13 protein-coding genes and 1 pseudogene are annotated in these 17,068 nt (G+C 68.1%); 10 read left to right on the forward strand and 4 right to left on the reverse strand.

All coding sequences use genetic code 11. From position 1 onward, the window contains the following. Window positions 1-102: 102 nt before the first annotated feature. Window positions 103-2,253, forward strand: a complete 2,151-nt coding sequence (locus VN779_RS04635) for an ATP-dependent DNA helicase (protein WP_325720463.1) — start codon at window positions 103-105, stop codon at window positions 2,251-2,253. Window positions 2,254-2,714: 461 nt separating this feature from the next. On the opposite strand, the gene lexA is transcribed toward VN779_RS04635, so the two are convergent. Continuing rightward, a complete protein-coding gene (gene lexA / locus VN779_RS04640; protein ID WP_414639577.1) occupies window positions 2,715-3,644 on the reverse strand; it encodes a transcriptional repressor LexA in 930 nt (309 codons plus the stop codon). Window positions 3,645-4,227: 583 nt separating this feature from the next. On the opposite strand from lexA, the gene nrdR reads away from it, so the two are divergent. The 7 genes and pseudogenes from nrdR (at window position 4,228) to VN779_RS04675 (ending at window position 10,350) form a co-directional block, all read left to right on the forward strand. Then, window positions 4,228-4,731 carry a transcriptional regulator NrdR gene (gene nrdR, locus VN779_RS04645; protein WP_349260642.1) on the forward strand — a complete coding sequence of 168 codons (504 nt, stop codon included), beginning with the start codon at window positions 4,228-4,230 and terminating at the stop codon, window positions 4,729-4,731. Between the two features lie 159 nt (window positions 4,732-4,890). Continuing rightward, a complete protein-coding gene (locus VN779_RS04650; RefSeq protein WP_325720469.1) occupies window positions 4,891-7,614 on the forward strand; it encodes a vitamin B12-dependent ribonucleotide reductase in 2,724 nt (907 codons plus the stop codon). Further along, the gene (locus tag VN779_RS26625) at window positions 7,542-7,886 is read left to right on the forward strand and encodes a hypothetical protein (RefSeq protein WP_325720471.1); all 345 of its coding nucleotides are present in this window, start codon (window positions 7,542-7,544) and stop codon (window positions 7,884-7,886) included. Before VN779_RS04650 ends, VN779_RS26625 begins: the two co-directional genes overlap by 73 nt. Window positions 7,887-8,173: 287 nt before the next feature. Continuing rightward, window positions 8,174-8,365, forward strand: a complete 192-nt coding sequence (locus tag VN779_RS04660) for a hypothetical protein (protein WP_325720473.1) — start codon at window positions 8,174-8,176, stop codon at window positions 8,363-8,365. A gap of 76 nt (window positions 8,366-8,441) precedes the next feature. Beyond that, window positions 8,442-8,864, forward strand: a pseudogene (locus VN779_RS04665) (ABC transporter ATP-binding protein); the annotation flags it as partial. Beyond that, a complete protein-coding gene (locus VN779_RS04670) occupies window positions 8,865-9,953 on the forward strand; it encodes an ABC transporter permease (protein ID WP_325720477.1) in 1,089 nt (362 codons plus the stop codon). It begins immediately after the preceding pseudogene. A 34-nt stretch (window positions 9,954-9,987) separates the two neighbouring features. Continuing rightward, window positions 9,988-10,350, forward strand: coding sequence for a DUF488 domain-containing protein (locus VN779_RS04675; RefSeq protein WP_325720479.1), 363 nt, complete (start codon window positions 9,988-9,990; stop codon window positions 10,348-10,350). Window positions 10,351-10,387: 37 nt separating this feature from the next. Here the strand turns inward: VN779_RS04675 and VN779_RS04680 are convergent, their stop codons facing one another. Beyond that, entirely contained in the window at window positions 10,388-10,978 is a 591-nt protein-coding gene (locus tag VN779_RS04680; RefSeq protein ID WP_325720481.1) for a TetR/AcrR family transcriptional regulator, read from the reverse strand. A gap of 83 nt (window positions 10,979-11,061) precedes the next feature. Between VN779_RS04680 and VN779_RS04685 the strand changes: the two genes are divergently transcribed. Next, window positions 11,062-12,639, forward strand: coding sequence for an MFS transporter (locus VN779_RS04685; protein WP_325720483.1), 1,578 nt, complete (start codon window positions 11,062-11,064; stop codon window positions 12,637-12,639). 162 nt (window positions 12,640-12,801) lie between these two features. Then, a complete protein-coding gene (locus VN779_RS04690) occupies window positions 12,802-13,602 on the forward strand; it encodes a hypothetical protein (protein ID WP_325720485.1) in 801 nt (266 codons plus the stop codon). 139 nt (window positions 13,603-13,741) lie between these two features. Here the strand turns inward: VN779_RS04690 and VN779_RS04695 are convergent, their stop codons facing one another. Both VN779_RS04695 and VN779_RS04700 read right to left on the reverse strand, forming a co-directional pair. Next, entirely contained in the window at window positions 13,742-15,352 is a 1,611-nt protein-coding gene (locus VN779_RS04695; RefSeq protein WP_325720487.1) for a S1C family serine protease, read from the reverse strand. A gap of 70 nt (window positions 15,353-15,422) precedes the next feature. Next, window positions 15,423-17,068: HAMP domain-containing sensor histidine kinase (locus VN779_RS04700; RefSeq protein WP_325720489.1), on the reverse strand; the 1,646-nt coding region annotated here is incomplete at its 5' end.

Here is a 17,068-nt window from a genome sequence, read left to right on the forward strand (position 1 = left end):
GCCGCCCGGCCTCCGCGCCTCCGCAACATCGCTTGAGCGCGAAGTCCCGCCATCCCCGGATCCGTCCTCGGCTGTCGGCCGGGCCCCGTACCCTAGTGGCTCATGGGCAAAGCTGATCTCGAGACCTTACTCGCCAGCGCGGTCGCCGCAGTCGGCGGCGAGCCAAGGCCGGGGCAGGTCGAGATGGCCCAAGCCGTGCGCCGCGCGCTCGGCGAGGGAGATCCGCTTTTGGTCCAGGCCGGCACCGGAACCGGCAAATCGCTGGCCTACCTTGTGCCCGCCATCGCGCACTGCCTTGAGCGGCGGGACCGGCGCGTCATCGTCGCCACTGCCACGCTCGCGCTCCAGCGGCAGCTCGTCGCGCACGACCTGCCGCTGATCGCCGACGCCCTCGCACCGCAGCTTGGCCGCGTCCCGGAGTTCGCGCTTCTCAAAGGCCGCAGCAACTATGTGTGCAGGCACAAGATCGACGGCGGCGACGAGAATGAGGGCGAGGAGACGCTGTTCGACGCGTCGGCTGTCTCCGAGCTCGGCCGCCAGATCCTGCGCGTGCGCGAGTGGGTCGAGGAGACCGAGACCGGAGACCGCGATGATCTGGTGCCCGGCGTCAGCGATCGCGTGTGGGGCATGGTCTCGGTCAGCGCACGAGAGTGTCTGACCGCCTCCAAGTGCCCATTCGGCACGGAATGCTTCGCCGAGGAGGCCCGCGAGCGCGCCCGCGAGGCCGACATCATCGTCACCAACCACGCGTTGCTGGCGATTGACACCTTCGACAGCGACATCCAGGTCCTTCCCGAACACGACGCCGTGGTCATCGACGAGGCGCACGAGCTGGTCTCCCGGGCCACCGGCGCGAACTCCGGCGAGTTGACCGGCGGCATGCTCGACCGCACCGCGCGCCGCGTCCGCAAGCACGTGGACGAGAAGACGCACCTGGTCTTTGAGCAGGCGGTGGAGCTGTTCCGGGAGATGCTCGACACCGCGGACGCGCGCCGCTACCCGCAACTGCCCGAGGATGTCGCCGAGGCGCTTACCGCGCTACGCGATGCGTCCCGACAGGTCATCAGCTCGCTGGTGCGCAATCGAGAGAAGGGCGGGGCGAAGTCGTCCCGCGGCGGCGAGGAAAGTGCCGAGGCCGGCGCGGGCAGCGAAGGGGCCAGGCGGCAGGCTCAGGCGGCGATCGAGCAGATCTTCGAACTCTCCGATCGGATGTTGCTGACCTCATCCGATGATGTGATCTGGTTGGACCGCGGCGACCGATTCAGCTCCTTGCACATCGCGCCGCTGTCGGTCGCGCAGCAGCTGCGGCATCGCCTCTTCGCGCGTACGCATACCGTGCTGACGTCAGCGACGCTCAAGCTGGGCGGCGACTTCGACGGGGTGGCCCGTTCGGTCGGCCTTTACCCCGACGAGCGCGCCGACCGGCTCCCGGCGGACAGCGCGGCCGGCGGGCCTCGCTCCGACCAGCGCTCAACTGACGATTCGTCGGATGCGGCGCCGGTGGCGGCGGATGATGACGACTCGGCCGCGCCCTCGGCGGAAGCCCAACCGGCACAGGACGACGACATCGATCATCCGATCCGCTGGGACGCGCTGGATGTCGGCTCGCCCTTCGACTACCCGAAGCAGGGCATCCTCTACATCGCCAAGCATCTCGACCCGCCCGGACGCGACGGCATCCGCCCGGACCAGCTCGACGAACTAGCCGGGCTGATCGAGGCCGCCGGAGGCCGTACCCTCGGGCTGTTCTCCTCGTTGCGTGGCGCGCAGGCCGCGGCAGCGGCGATCGCGGAGCGGCTGTCCTACACGGTGCTGTGTCAGGGAGAGGATTCGCTACCGCAGCTGATCGCCCGGTTTGGGGAGAATCCGCGCACCTGTCTGTTCGGCACCCTCTCGCTTTGGCAAGGGGTGAACGTGCCCGGACCGTCCTGCCAGTTGGTGGTCATCGACCGGATTCCATTCCCGCGCCCGGACGATCCGCTGGCGGCGGCGCGGCAGGAGGCGGTCGCGCGCAACGGCGGAAACGGCTTTATGGCGGTCGCGGCGACTCATGCCGCGCTGCTGCTCGCTCAGGGTGCTGGTCGGCTCATCCGGGCGGCCGGCGACCGGGGCGTGGTGGCGATCATGGACTCGCGGCTGGCCACCGCGCGCTACGCGAGCTTCCTGCGGGCCTCGCTGCCGCCGTTCTGGCCCACCGACGACACCAAACTGGTGCGGGCCGCGCTGCGCCGACTCGACGCCGAAGCGCCCTGATCCAGCGGCCGATTCAACCCGGGCCCGACGGCAGATCTCGAAGCCCCGGTGCCGCCAGGCACCTATCGGACACTGCCAGATGCCCCATGAGGACGCTCCGCCGCCTTGCGATCGCACGCGCCAGACGCCGCGGCCTTGTCCGACGCTACTTCTTACACACGGCCTAACCGCTGACGCACTCTTGATTCGCCGCGCCCTACCTCGTTCCGGCGTGACTTGATCCGTACTTGATTCCGCGCGCGAATCGGCGCCGATAGCCTCGCCGTCGCAAAAGCAGTAGTCGCCTCGGTCAGCCGTCCCTTCCCACGACGGCCGACCGGGCCAAGAGAGTCGGCCGACCCCGCCCGCCTCTCTGTCCACGCCCCGTTCCGGTACCGCGCACGAGCTCTTCCGCGCGATCACCGGCAGGGTACTGCGACGACACTGCAGCCACCTCCATCGCTACAGAGCCGTCGCAACGGCTACAGCCGCCGCATCACCGCGACCACCCGGCCGAGGATCGAGGCCTCGTCGCCCGGGATCGGGTCATACGCCGGGTTGCGCGGCATCAGCCACACGTGCCGGCCCGACGGGGTGTTCTGCAGCTTCAGCTGCTTGATGGTCGCCTCACCGTCGATCATCGCCGCCACGATCTCGCCGGACTCGGCGGTCGGCTGCTGACGCACCACGACCGTGTCCCCGTCCCAGATCGCCGCGTCCACCATCGAGTCGCCGACCACGGTGAGCGCGAACAGCGTCCCGTCGCCGACCAGATCCCGCGGCATCGGGATCAGTTCCTCGATCTCCTCCTGCGCCAGGATCGGGCCACCGGCGGCGATCCGGCCGACCAAGGGCACGTACTCGGTCGCGCCGACCGAGCCGCCCATGGGCAGCACCCGGCTTGGCGAACCGTCCTCATCCACCGGGATCGGCGCGGGCGCGGCGACCTGCGGCACCGATGTGGCGGCCGCGTGCGACTGCGCCATCCGGGCCCGCCACGCCTGGGTCGGGTCACTCGGGCCGCGCACGATATACGCTCGCGGCCGGTTCGGATCGCGCCGGATGAATCCCTTGTTCTCCAGCACCACCAGCTGATGCCGCACCGAGGAGGTCGACTGCAGGCCGACCGCCTCGCCGATCTCCCGCATCGACGGCGGATATCCGCGCCGGTCGATCGACTCCTGAATCACTTCGAGCACCCGGCATTGCCGGTCGGTAAGCCGCAACGAAAGCGGGACCCGGGTCATATCCGCCGGCTCCGCCCCCGCTCCGAGCCGCCCCGGCCCGCGCCGACGCTGTCGCACCACCGCGCTCGCGGGCTTGCCGTCGCCGCTCGACTCCGCGCGCGCCGCCTCACCTCGCGAGCCGGCACTGCGACGCCGCGCTGCAGCTGCACTGCTCCGTCCGGCCATGATCGTGGTTCCCTTCCCTTTCTCAGCCGGGGGTTCGCCCCTGACCCGACCCCTGATCCCAACCGTAGCCGAAGCGTCTGACATCCGACCAACACTTGTTCGAATGTGCTTATCGAACAAGTGCGCCGAGATGCCCTCCGCCGGTCGAGCTGGTGTGCCACAGACGCTTTCGCGCGGCCGCGCGCTCGCGTTCATCTCTGGCCTGTTGCGGTACATCCTGCTGCCACTTCCGGCAGTTAATCCGGTTTTCCACAGCGAATTCATCCGGTCGAAGGAATTTGCGCCGAACACCCTTGCGCAAGACCCCCGATGGTGTTCACGGCCACCTGGCCCGATCGCGCAGCGTAGCTAATCAGGACACGGACACTCTGCCTCGATCGGCCGTGTCGGGGTCGCGGCGTACCGGTCCGCGTGCTAGGTTTACCCCTACATCTAGTGGCTGGTCGTCCGGAGTGTTCCACAGATTGTGGTATCGACTGGAGATTGAGCGGTTCGGCAGGTCACGGGGTTATGCACAGGGTGTGTCCACAGATCCGTCACGGTCAGTCGCCTGGTGGCGATGAAACAGGGAGGCCGGTCAACCGTGCACTGCCCGTTCTGTCGTTATACCGACAGTAAGGTGATCGACTCCCGGACGGCCGAGGACGGCACCGTGATCCGCCGCCGCCGCTCCTGCCCGCAGTGCAACCGCCGGTTCACCACGATCGAGACCGCCGCGCTGCTGGTGGTCAAGCGCTCCGGGGTCACCGAGCCGTTCAGCCGCGAAAAAGTTGTCGGTGGCGTGCGCAAGGCTTGTCAAGGCAGGCCGGTCACCGAGGACCAGATCGCGCAGCTGGCCCAGCGGGTCGAGGAGGCGATCCGGGCCCGCGGGCTCGCCGAGCTGCCCAGCCACGAGGTCGGGCTGGAGATACTCGGGCCGCTGCGGGACCTCGACCTGGTCGCCTACCTGCGGTTCGCCTCGGTCTACCGGGCGTTCGAATCGCTGGACGACTTCGAGGCCGAGATCACCGCGCTGCGCCGCACCGAGGCTGATGGCGAACCGGAGGCCGGCACTGACCGGACCGGCGAACCGGCCGTCACCGGCTGAGCCATCGCCGCGCCGGCCACATAAACGGACTTAGACACGTACACAGACGTAGCAGACGTGAACACGACAGCAGACGTAAACGCAGGGAGCGGTCCAGCCGGTGGGAAGCCGGTCGGGGGCTATGACGTTGACACAGAGGGATGAGAGAGGACGCTTCTCATGACGGAGACCATCAGCGGGCCGGCTCGCAAAGCCGGCAAGCAGCACGGGGTGCCCGGCCAGTCGGGCAACGCGCAGAAGCAGTCCGACGGTCCCTCCCGCGGCCTGCGCATCGAACGGGTCTTCACCAAGCCCGGCGTGCACCCGTATGACGAGATCGAGTGGGAACGCCGCGACGTCGTCATGACCAACTGGCGGGACGGCTCGATCAACTTCGAGCAGAAGGGCGTGGAGTTCCCGGCGTTCTGGTCGGTGAACGCCGCGAACATCGTCACCACCAAGTACTTCCGCGGCGCCCAAGGCACCGACCAGCGCGAATGGTCGCTGCGGCAGGTCGTCGACCGGGTGGTCAAGACCTACCGCAAGGCTGGCGAGGAGCACGCCTACTTCGCCGGGCCGCAGGACGCCGAGATCTTCGAGCACGAGCTCACCCACGCCCTCGTGCACCAGATCTTCGCCTTCAACTCCCCGGTCTGGTTCAACGTCGGCACCCAGAGCCCGCAGCAGGTCTCCGCCTGTTTCATCCTGTCCGTGAACGACACCATGGACTCGATCCTGAACTGGTACCGCGAGGAGGGCTTGATCTTCAAGGGCGGCTCCGGCGCCGGCCTCAACCTTTCCCGCATCCGCTCCTCCAAGGAACTGCTCTCCTCCGGAGGCAACGCCTCGGGGCCGGTCTCCTTCATGCGCGGGGCCGACGCGTCCGCGGGCACCATCAAGTCCGGCGGGGCGACCCGGCGCGCGGCCAAGATGGTCGTGCTCGACGTGGACCACCCGGACGTGCGGGAGTTCATCTGGACCAAGGCCCGCGAAGAGGACAAGATCCGGGTGCTGCGGGACGCCGGGTACGACATGGACCTCGGCGGCGCGGACATCACCTCGGTGCAGTACCAGAACGCGAACAACTCGGTCCGCGTCAACGACGCGTTCATGCAGGCGGTCGAGCAGGGGAACAGCTTCAACCTGCTGGCTCGCGGCTCCGGCGAGGTCATCGAGACCGTCGACGCCAAGGATCTGTTCCGGCAGATGGCGCAGGCGGCCTGGGAGTGCGCCGACCCGGGCATCCAGTACGACGGAACGATCAACGCCTGGCACACGAACCCGAACACCGGCCCGATCACCGCGTCGAACCCGTGCTCGGAGTACATGTCGCTGGACAACTCCTCGTGCAACCTGGCCTCGCTGAACCTGATGAAGTTCCTGCGCGCCGATGACACGTTCGACTCGGAGACCTTCGGCAAGGTCGTCGAGCTCGTCATCACCGCGATGGACATCTCCATCTGCTTCGCCGACTTCCCGACCGAGCCGATCACCAAGACCACCCGGGACTACCGCCAGCTCGGCATCGGCTACGCCAACCTCGGCGCGCTGCTGATGGCGACCGGCCACGCCTACGACTCGGACGGCGGCCGCGCCATCGCCGCCGCGATCACGGCCCTGATGACCGGCGCCGCGTACAAGCGCTCCGCCGAACTGGCCGGGGTCGTCGGTCCGTATGCCGGTTACGCACGCAACGCCGAGCCGCACACCGCGGTGATGCGCAAGCACGCCGCCGCTACCGACGCGGTGGTGACGCTGGAGAAGTTCGACGCGGACATCCTCGACGCGGCGAAGCGGGCCTGGCGCGAGGGCATCGAGACCGGCCTGGCCAACGGCTGGCGCAATGCCCAGGCCAGCCTGCTCGCCCCGACCGGCACCATCGGCTTCATGATGGACGTGGACACCACCGGGGTCGAGCCGGACCTGGCGCTGGTGAAGTTCAAGAAGCTGGTCGGCGGTGGTTCGATGCAGATCGTGAACAACACGGTCCCGCGCGCGCTGCGCCGGCTCGGCTACCACGAGGAGCAGGTCGAGGCGATCGTCGAGTACATCGCCGAGCACGGCCACGTGGTCGACGCCCCCAGCCTCAAGCAGGCGCACTACGAGGTCTTCGACTGCGCGATGGGTGAGCGTTCGATCGCGCCGATGGGCCACGTGAAGATGATGGCCGCGATCCAGCCGCATCTGTCCGGCGCGATCAGCAAGACGGTGAACATGCCGGAATCGGCCACCGTTGAGGAGATCGAGGAGATCTACTTCGAGGGCTGGAAGCTCGGTCTCAAGGCGCTGGCGATCTACCGCAACAACTGCAAGGTCGGCCAGCCGCTGCAGGACGCCAAGGGTGCCAAGCGCGCCGCGGCAGCCGCGGCGGCCGCCGCCCAGCAGGCGAACCCGGCTCCGGCGCGCAGCGCGGAGACCGCGGAGACCGAGCACCGCCCGGTCCGCCGCCGCCTGCCGAAGAACCGCCCGGGCCGCACCACCTCCTTCGCGGTGGGCGGGGCCGAGGGCTACATGATCGCCAACTCCTACCCGGACGACGGCCTCGGCGAGCTGTTCCTGAAGATGTCGAAGCAGGGCTCGACCCTGGCCGGCATGATGGACGCCTTCTCCATCGCCATCTCGGTGGGCCTGCAGTACGGCGTGCCGCTGGAGACCTACGTCTCGAAGTTCACCAACATGCGCTTCGAGCCGGCCGGTCTGACCGACGACCCGGACGTGCGGATGGCGCAGTCGATCCTGGACTACATCTTCCGCCGCCTGGCCTGGACTACCTGCCCTTCGACGTGCGCGCCGACTACGGCATCTACTCGGCGACCGAGCGCCAGCGCCAGGTGGAGACCGGCTCGTACCTGTCCGAGGACGAGGACGCCGACCTCACCGAGATCGCCCAGTCCGCGCCGATAGAGGAGCGCGCCCCGAAGTCGGCGGACGCGAACTCGGCTCAAGCCAAGCCCGCCCAGGCCAAGGCTGACGCGGCAGCCGAAGGGTCCGCCGCCGAAGCCGAGATCGCCGCGCGCCGCGCCCCCTCCGGAGCCGGTTCCTCGGTCGAGGTCCTCGAGGCCAAACTCGGCCACGCCGCCGATGCCCCGCTGTGCCTCAACTGCGGCACCAAGATGCGCCCAGCCGGCAGCTGCTACGCCTGCGAGGGCTGCGGCTCCACCAGCGGCTGCAGCTGAAATTGGGATTTATTGCATCGGATGCAACCACTCGACATGGTCGGGTGAGCTGGCTGTCCTGATGCGACGATTGGCGGTCTCAGCCGCGGTGTAGCGGCTGAGACCGCTGGTCAGAAGGTGTTCCGGTTGCCGTCGGCAGCCGAAACAAACGAACGCCCGACCCCTGCAAGGGCCGAGCGTTCGCCGCGAATCGGACGTGGTGTCCGGCACGCTGTCTAGACCGCCATCACACCACAGCTCGAATAGCGGATCAATCTGAAACCCCGTTAGAGAGAGGTGTGGTCAGAATGACCAACCCGGCCAAGAGCAAGCCCAGCAACCAGGGCAAGAACCCCAAGCAGACCAGCGCGAAGGTCGCCTCTGACGCGGCGCACGTGCTGAACGACCCGAAGGCCACTCCGGACGAGAAGTCCGCGGCGGCGAGCGCTCTGGCTCAGGCCCGGCCGAAGTCGGCGCCCACCGGTGGCAAGAAGAAGTAGGTGAATGTGCCGCAGTGGGGGTGCTGATGCAGCCCCGCTGTGGCACCGATTCCCCACGCACCCGCTTCACCCGACCCCCGCGTTGACGGCCGTCGAGAACGTCGAGGTGCCCGCGCTGTTCGCCGGGATGTCGCCGCGGGCCGCGCGAAAGCGAGCCCTGGAACTGCTCGAACAGGTCGGCCTCGCCGGCAAGGGCAAGCAGTTGTCCACGGCGCTGTCCGGCGGCGAGCGGCAGCGGGTCGCGGTGGCCCGGGCGTTGAGTAACGATCCGCTGATCGTCCTCGCCGACGAGCCGACCGGGAACTTGGACAGCGCCGCGACCCTGGACGTCCTGCGGCTGTTCGACCAGTTGCGGGTCGCCGGGCAGACGCTGGTCATCGTCACGCACGATGCGCGCGTCGGGGCCACCGCGGGCCGGCTGATCACCATGCGGGACGGCGCGTTCGTCGACGACACGCGGCTGACCTACGGGACGTCAGATGCGACCGGCAAGCGGTGATTGGGGATCTGGGCCAACGACGCCAACGACGTCGCCCTGCAGGACAGCCTGATCACCCGCGGTCCGCAGCAGGCCATGCAGATCGGCGCCTGGATGCTCGGCCTGCTCTCGGCGGCCGGCGTCACGGTGCTGGTCGGCAGTCGGCTGGCCGAGCAGACACGGCGCGTCGGACTGCTCAAGGCGGTCGGCGGGACGCCGGGGACGGTAGCAGCCTCCTTTCTTGCGCAGTACGTGTTCCTGTCACTGGTCGCGGCCGCTTTCGGCCTCGTCTTCGGCTGGCTGCTCGCGCCATTGCTGACCAGCCCCGGCTCAGGACTGCTCGGGAAACCCCCGTCGCCGGCGCTGACCGGCCGGACGGTCTCTACGGTATTGGGGGCCGCGCTGACCATCGCGATCGCCTCCTCGCTGATTCCGTCGCTGCGAGCCGTCCGTAAGAGCACCGTCAGCGCACTGGCTGACTCCGCTCGCCGACCGAGGCGTGGCGCTTTGACCATCAAGATGTCGCGCCGCCTGCCGGTTTGGCTGATGCTCGGCGTGCGCCTCGCAGCTCGCTGGCCGCGGCGCAGCCTGCTGAGCGGTGCGAGCGTGGGCGTCACCGTGATGACGTTGGTCACCGCGATCACCGCGCGACACACTCTCGCCAGTTCTTTCTTGGGGCCCGAGCACCTGTCGAATCTGGCGAACCCGCGCATCCAACGCATCGACGCGGTCCTGGTGGCCGTCACTGCGGTCCTGATCGCTCTGGCAATGATCAACGCGGTCATTGTCACCTGGGCCACGGCCCTCGATTCGCAGCGCGCGCTCGCTGTGGCGCGAGCTTTCGGTGCCACGCCAGGGCAAGTGGCGGTCGGGCTGGCAACCGCGCAGACGGTTCCAGCGCTGATCGGGGGAATCCTGGGCGTTCCGGCAGGGATGGGGTTCGCGCTCGCCCTGGCCAAGGGCGGGCACGCGACGGTATTCCCTCCGGCCTGGCAGTTCGCGTTCGCGGTGCTGGTAACCGTGTCGGCTTCGGCGGTCCTGACGGCAGTTCCGGCTCGGATCGAGGCTCGGCGGCCGGTCGCCGGCGTTCTTCAGGCGGAGTTGGGGTAGGAGACGTGGGCATCGACCGCGGCGGAGGTGAGTGATGGCCGATAGGTTCCGGATGAAGCGAGTGCATGACGACCCGTCGCCGCAGGATGGGGAGCGCGTGCTCGTCGACCGGCTGTGGCCGCGCGGGGTCAGCAAGGAGCGCGCCGCGCTCGACGACTGGGCCAAGGACGCCGCCCCGTCGAATGAGCTGCGTAAATGGTTCCACGAGGCACCGGACGAGCGCCGCGAGGAGTTCGCCGACCGGTATGCGGCCGAGCTGGACGGGCCGGATCAGAGCCGGAAGCTGGACGAGTTACGCGCTCGGGCAGCCAAGCACACCGTTACGTTGCTGACTGCTACGAAGGACGTCGAGCACAGCCACGTACCCATCCTGCTTAAGCAGCTCAAGCACAAGTAACGCAACGCTTCTCAGGCTTCGAGCGCATAAGGGCAGCTCAGCCTGCTACATCCTTCGGCTGAATCGCCGCGGCGACAATGCGAAGCGCCTGCGCCAGATCGTGGCCGGTGGCCGCTGTCTGCGGATCGATGAAGTATTGAGCCATCACACCGATGAGAAGTGCGTGGTACAGCTTGCCGACCTGCATTCTCGTCGTCTCGTCGGACGTCGGGTCGACGCCGGGGAACAGCTCCGCCAGGCCAAGGTGCGCCTCCGGTTGAATCTTCGCGAAGAACTCACCTAGCTCGGGGTTTCGCTCGATCTCGACGACGAGTTCCAGCTGAGCCCGCCATAGCGGCTTGTCCTGCTGGAACGAGGCCACCATGTGCGTCCACACGGTCTCGAGCCGATCCAGCGTGCTGGCCTGCGGGTCCACTGCGGCCAGTGCCTGCTCGAAGCCCTCGCTCCACTCGCCGACGGCCTCGTAGACCGCCTGGTTCATCAGCGCCTCCTTCGAGCCGAAGTGGTAGCCGATCGCCGCCAGGCTCACCCCGGAGGCCGCCGCGATGTCGCGCGCGGTGGTGCCCCGGTACCCCTTCTCCAGCAGGCAGCGCTTCGCGCCCTCGAGCAGGTCCTCGCGATTTCCCATGTCCCGAGCATACTCCGCTCTTGGACGGATGTCTTGGACGCTTGTACTAGACACTTGTATTAGACGCTTGTACAGTTCCCGGCATGACGACAACGCAGAGCGGCCCGCGGGCCGGACGCAGGGAATGGACCGGGCTCGCAGTACTGCTGCTCCCGCTCCTGCTGGTCTCGATGGACGTGTCCGTCCTCTACTTCGCCGTCCCGTTCATCAGCCGGGACCTGGAACCAAGCAGCACCCAGCAGCTGTGGATCTTCGACGTGTACGGCTTCGTGCTCGCCGGGCTGCTGATCACCATGGGCTCGCTCGGTGACCGGATCGGCCGGCGCCGGCTGCTGCTCATCGGCGCGGTCTCGTTCAGCCTCGCCTCACTGGGCGCCGCCTACGCACACACGGCCGGCGAACTGATCGCGGCGCGCGCCATTCTCGGCGTGGCCGGGGCGACCCTGATGCCCTCGACCCTGGCGCTCATCCGCAACATGTTCCACGAGGAGAAGCAGCGCCGTACCGCCATCGCGATCTGGACCGGCGGCACCACCAGCGGAGTCGCGCTTGGCCCGGTGCTCAGCGGCTTCCTGCTCGACCACTTCTGGTGGGGCTCGGTCTTCCTGATCAACGTCCCGTTCATGGCCATGCTGCTGCTGCTCGCTCCGGCGCTGGTGCCCGAGTTCCGCGCGCCGCGAGCCGGCCGCTTCGACCTGCTCGGCTCGCTGCTCTCTCTCGGCGCGGTGCTGCCCGTGATCTACGGCATCAAGGAGATCGCGGCCAACGGGGTGTCCACGCCGCGTTTGGCATACATAACGGTCGGGGTCGTTGGCGGTGGACTGTTCCTCTTGCGCCAGGCGCGCAGTGATCACCCGATGATCGACCTCAAGCTGTTCCGCAGCCGCGGCTTCACCGGCTCGGTGCTGATGAACCTGTTCGCGATGTTCGCCATCGTCGGGTTCGCCATCTTCACGACGCAGTACCTGCAATCCGTGCTCGGCATGAGCCCGATGACCGCTGCGCTCTGGTCGCTCGTCCCCTCGCTCGGCGTCGGCGCGGTAGCCCCGCTCACTGCCACACTCGTGCAGCACTTCGACCGGGCGTACATCGCCGGGGCTGGATTCCTGTTCGCGGGAGCCGGATTCTGCCTGCTCACCCAGCTGCACGCGCAGTCTCACATCGGGGTTGTCCTGATCGGCGCGGGGACCTACGCGAGCGGACTGGTCATGGTCATGACGGTCGGCGGCGAGCTGATCATGGGCGCGGTGCCGCCTGAACGGGCTGGAGCGGCTGCGGCTGTGGTCGAGACGGGTACTGAGTTCGGCGGTGCGTTGGGTATGGCGGTGCTCGGGAGTATCGGTACCGCGATTTACCGGTCGGACCTCGTGGCTCACGCGCCGCACGGTTTGTCATCAGGAGCGCTGAGCGCTGCGCGCGACACACTCGGCGGTGCGGTAACGGTGTCTGGGCAACTGCCCAGCCGAACCGGCGATGCCCTGCTTACCGCAGCACGCGACGCGTTCACGCACGGGATGAACGTGGCTGCCGTCGGTGCGGCGGCGCTGATGCTGGCGGCGGCCGTGATCACCGTGACGACCCTGCGCGGACTACGCGTGGAAACCACACAATCGCAGGATAATGAGTTGGAAAACCCGGAGCTGATCGGATCCGCAATCTGATTTGGCAGGGAGCGGAGCGCAAAGTGTAACAAAGAAGAGCTTTAATATGCCCGGCAATCGGCGGTCACGGAACGTGTTCTCGTGACCGCCGAATCGCCTTCGCTTGGACTTTTGTTATTAGCCGGTGACCATCTGAATGCCTGCTCTCGGTAGCGTCAGCGTGTGAGCGAGACACCCGAGGGCGTGTCCGGAGCGATCGCCCGGGCCGCACAGTACATTCAGGGCGACGGGGAGCCCTTTGACCTGGCCCGGTTTTCCGCGCTGCTACCCGCGGCGATCCGGAAAATCGATCCGGCCGCAATTGCGATACCACCGCGGCCGCAGCCGCCACAGAATTCCGACGGCGGCTGGCCGGCGCCGTGGTCCGAAGGCGCCTCAAGCCTGGATGCCACTTGCCGCCTGCTCGACCTGCTCTCCGATTTCGGCGCAGCCCCGCCCGCCGTCGACATTCCAGCGGCGATCGCCTTCCTCGTCTCGACCCAGCTGGACGACGGGACGTGGCGAGAGGGTCCGAGTCATCGCACGCCGGACGCGCTGATGCCGGGCTCGGCGGCCGCCCGCGTGTACCTCACCGGAAACTGCGCGCGCACGCTCATCGTGTGCCACGGCCCGCAACCCGCGATTGAGCAGGCCGCACAGGCGCTCGAATGGTCGCTCGACCCGCATGGCCGGCTGCCCGGACCACTTGTCGCGCACTGGCTCGGCGCGCGGGTGTTGCGGGCCGCCGGCCGCGACCTGGCGGCGCGGCGCCTGCTGGACGTGGTCGGCCGGAGCTTCGACGGGTTGACCGCCACCGACCTGGTCCAGTTCGGCTCCAACACCCCGCGCGGCGATCGCTGGACGCGTCGCGTCATTGCACGCCTGATGGCGCTTCAGGCACCGGACGGTTCATGGCCAGGGGAGGACGGCGAACCGTCGGTTGCGGTGTCGGTTACTGCTTGCCGCGTGTTGTTGAGGGCTTAGGGCTGCTGAAGACTCCAGGACTAGGCATCCTGACGCACGATCGGACACCGGCCGTCGGCGCGCGCATAAGGGCACGATCCCGCATGAGCGAGACCGTGCCCTTATGTCGTAGGTTTCGATACCGGATGAAGCCCTTAGGTCAGGACGAGGCCGCCGACAGAGTCACCTGCGCCGTAGCGGTCTGACCGTTTCGCACGTAGGTCAGCGTCACGGGCGTACCGGGCTTGTACGAGCGGATCGCCGCGACCAGCGAGTCGGCGCTGTTTATCTGCTGCTCGTCGACCTTGGTGATCACGTCGCCGACCTTGATTCCCGCGTTCCCCGCGGCTCCGCCGGCGCTCACCGTCTTCACCACGGCCCCGGCCTGGGTCGCCGTCTGGGCGGGGTCGGTGACGCTGACGCCGAGCAGCGAGTGCGTGGCCTTGCCGTTCGCGATCAGCTCGTTGGCGATCCAGTGCGCCTGGTTGATCGGTATCGCGAAGCCGAGACCGATCGAGCCGCTCTGCGAGGAGCCGCCGAAGCTGCCGGAGCTCGCGGTCGCGATCGCCGAGTTGATGCCGATCACGTCGCCGTTCAGGTTCACCAGCGGTCCGCCGGAGTTACCCGGGTTGATCGAGGCGTCGGTCTGGATCGCGTCGAGCACGGAGTTGGTCGAGCTCTGCGAGCTGCTGTCGCTGGCCGGCACCACCGGCCGGTTCAGCGCCGAGATGATGCCCGTGGTCACGGTGTTGGACAGCCCGAGCGGCGCGCCCACCGCGACCACGTTCTGGCCGATTGCCAGGCTCGAGGAGTCGCCGAGGGTCGCCGGGGTCAGCCCGCTGACTCCGCTCGCCTGGATCACGGCCAGGTCGCTCGCCTCATCGCGCCCGACGATCTTCGCCGGGGTGATCTTGCCGCTGCCGAAGGTCACGGTCATGCTGTCGCCAGCGGTGGCGGCGGCCGCGACCACGTGGTTGTTGGTCAGGATCTCGCCGCTGGAGGAGATGATGATCCCGCTGCCCTCGTCGCCGGTGCCGTCGGCGGCGCTCACCGAGATCGTCACCACGGACGGCAGGATCTTGGCCGCCGCGGCCGTCACCTGATTGGCGTTGGCCGAGCCGGTGTTGAGGCCGCTCGAGTTGGTGGTGCTGGAACCGGCCAGGGACGAGGTCGTGGTCGAGTTGTTTCCGGTCACCGCGTAGGTGATCCCGGCGCCAAGGCCGCCGCCGACGAGCCCGGCGACCACCGCGGTCGCCAAGGCCAGCTTCGCGAGCGGCCGCTTGCGCTCCGCGCCACCGTTCGCGGACTCCGGTGAGCCGTACGGCGGCAGACCGGTCGGCTCGGGCATGGCCCAGTTCGGCGGCGGGGGAGTGCCGGTTCCGCCCGCGGCGGCCTGGCCACCCCACCCCTGGTGCTGCGGCTGCGGCTGTGCTTGCGGCCGCGGCGGGGTGCCCCACACCGGCGCGGCCGGCAGCGGCGCCGGTCCAGCGGGCGATTCGAGCGGCTGGTTGATCACCTGGGTCGGTTGCTCGCGACCGGGCTCGGCTGCCGGTATCGGCTCCGCGGCGGGCTCGGCGGGCCGCGCGGCGTCCGGAACGGCTGACTCGGCCTGCTGCGCATACGGCGACGGCGACTCGAACTGAGGGCGTGGCTCGGCCGTCTCGGGCGTCGCGTCAGAGGGTGCTGCGGTCACCGGCGGCTCGTAGCCGGTTACTGAGCCGGCGGAGTGGTCCGCCGGGTGGGTCGCGCGGTTGTCAGGCGTCTCGGTCATGACTCTTACTTTCTTCCCTCAGTCTGAGATGCGGCTGAGACGGCGTGCAGAACTGGTTATGGAGTTGAGACTAGTTAGTCTCAGGCTGGCCCGGCTCGCTGTTTGAGCCGCTCGGCGCGTGCACTGGCGGCAGTGCGGTGATATCCGGGGTGAGCAGCGATGGATCGGCGCCCTCGCCCGGCAGCCAAACGCCGAGCAGTGCCCCGCCGCTAGGTGCGCGCGCTGCGGCGACGCGTCCGCCGTGGTTCTCGGCGACCTGGCGGACGATCGCGAGGCCTAACCCGGAACCGGGCATCGTGCGCGCCTCCGGGGAGCGGTAGAACCGTTCGAAAACATGCGCGAGATCTTCCTCGGCGATACCCGGACCCTGGTCAGCCACCTGGAGCGCGCCGTTATGGAGGCTCACGGTCACCGTGCCGCCGGGAGGCGACCATTTCGCCGCGTTATCCAGCAGGTTCGTCACTGCGCGCTCCAGCGCCGCCGGGTTACCTTCCAGGTACCAGGGATTCAGGTGCAGGTCGTACGTCACCGAGGGGGCCCGGCGCTTTACCCGCTCGACGGCGTGTTCCACGACCTCGGCGAAGTCGATCTGCTCGATCGCATGGGCGGGTTGTTCGTCCCGCGACAACTCCACCAGGTCGGAGATGAGCAGCGACAACTCCTCCATCTGTGCCCGTACGTCGTTCATCAGATCGATCCGGTCCTGCGCCGACAGCCGTGGGTTATCGGGTTCGGCCATGGCTTGTGCCAGGAGGTCGAGGTTGGTGCGGATAGAGGTCAACGGAGTGCGTAACTCGTGGCCGGCATCCGCAACGAGGCGGCGCTGATACTCCTGCGAACGCGCGAGTGCGGTAAGCATCGTGTTGAAGCTGGTCGTCAAGCGGGCGAGATCGTCGTCACCGGTAACTTCAATCCGGCGCAGATCTCCGGTCTGAGCGATGTACTCGGTTGCCAGCGTCAGGCGTTGGACCGGGCGCAGGGCAGCGCGTCCGAGGAAGAATCCTGCTGTTCCAGCGATGGCGATCCCGGCCAGTCCGACGAGCAGCGAGGCGAGGCCCAGGGTGTGAAGGGTCGCAGAGGTCGGAGCCATCGAGGTCGCGAGTACGAGCGCCAATCCCTGGCCCTCATACACGGTGACCACCCGGTACTCGCCGGTTGGCTCGGATACTGTCCGGATGCAGGACGTGGCCGCGCCCGAAGCGACGTTGAGTTCCTGCTGACCCACCGGAGCTGCGGGATGCACCGTGACGTGCTGCCCGTTGGTGAGAGTGGCGTTCAGCGCCGGAGGTTCGGCCTTGGCCCCGTTGGCGGAGACGATGGTCTCCTGAAGTCCGAGCGAGTTGAGGAAAACCGACGCTTCCGCGTTGGTCGCCAAGGTCTCAGGCTTACCCAGGTCCGAGTTCGCCACGAAGATCGCGCGCTGGTAGAGGTCGTCGTCGAAGTGGCTGGTGATCTCGCTGCGCACGACCATGTAACTCACGATCGACGCGATGGTGAGCGTGACGCCGACCGTGACCATCACCAGCAGGGAGACGCGCGCACGCAAGGGCATCCGATGCAGCGCCTCGCGTATGGATCGGGCGTTCACCCACGTGGGAGCTTTGGACGTCCACTTGCGGTCCTGCTGCTCTGCCTTGCTGTGCGCGGCTGTGCTCACGGCGCCGTCTCTCGTAGCGCGTAGCCGATACCGCGCACCGTATGGATCAGGCGGGGCTC

This window comes from Actinocrinis sp., from assembly GCF_035605935.1.
Taxonomy (GTDB): domain Bacteria; phylum Actinomycetota; class Actinomycetes; order Streptomycetales; family Catenulisporaceae; genus Actinocrinis.

Excerpts from the sequence above, each read along its gene's own strand:
- VN779_RS04635 (WP_325720463.1), top strand. The coding sequence starts at position 103 with ATGGGCAAAGCTGATCTCGAGACCTTACTCGCCAGCGCGGTCGCCGCA.
- lexA (WP_414639577.1), bottom strand. The coding sequence starts at position 3,644 with ATGGCCGGACGGAGCAGTGCAGCTGCAGCGCGGCGTCGCAGTGCCGGC.
- VN779_RS04650 (WP_325720469.1), top strand. The coding sequence starts at position 4,891 with ATGACGGAGACCATCAGCGGGCCGGCTCGCAAAGCCGGCAAGCAGCAC.
- VN779_RS04660 (WP_325720473.1), top strand. The coding sequence starts at position 8,174 with ATGACCAACCCGGCCAAGAGCAAGCCCAGCAACCAGGGCAAGAACCCC.
- VN779_RS04675 (WP_325720479.1), top strand. The coding sequence starts at position 9,988 with ATGGCCGATAGGTTCCGGATGAAGCGAGTGCATGACGACCCGTCGCCG.
- VN779_RS04680 (WP_325720481.1), bottom strand. The coding sequence starts at position 10,978 with ATGGGAAATCGCGAGGACCTGCTCGAGGGCGCGAAGCGCTGCCTGCTG.
- VN779_RS04685 (WP_325720483.1), top strand. The coding sequence starts at position 11,062 with ATGACGACAACGCAGAGCGGCCCGCGGGCCGGACGCAGGGAATGGACC.
- VN779_RS04695 (WP_325720487.1), bottom strand. The coding sequence starts at position 15,352 with ATGACCGAGACGCCTGACAACCGCGCGACCCACCCGGCGGACCACTCC.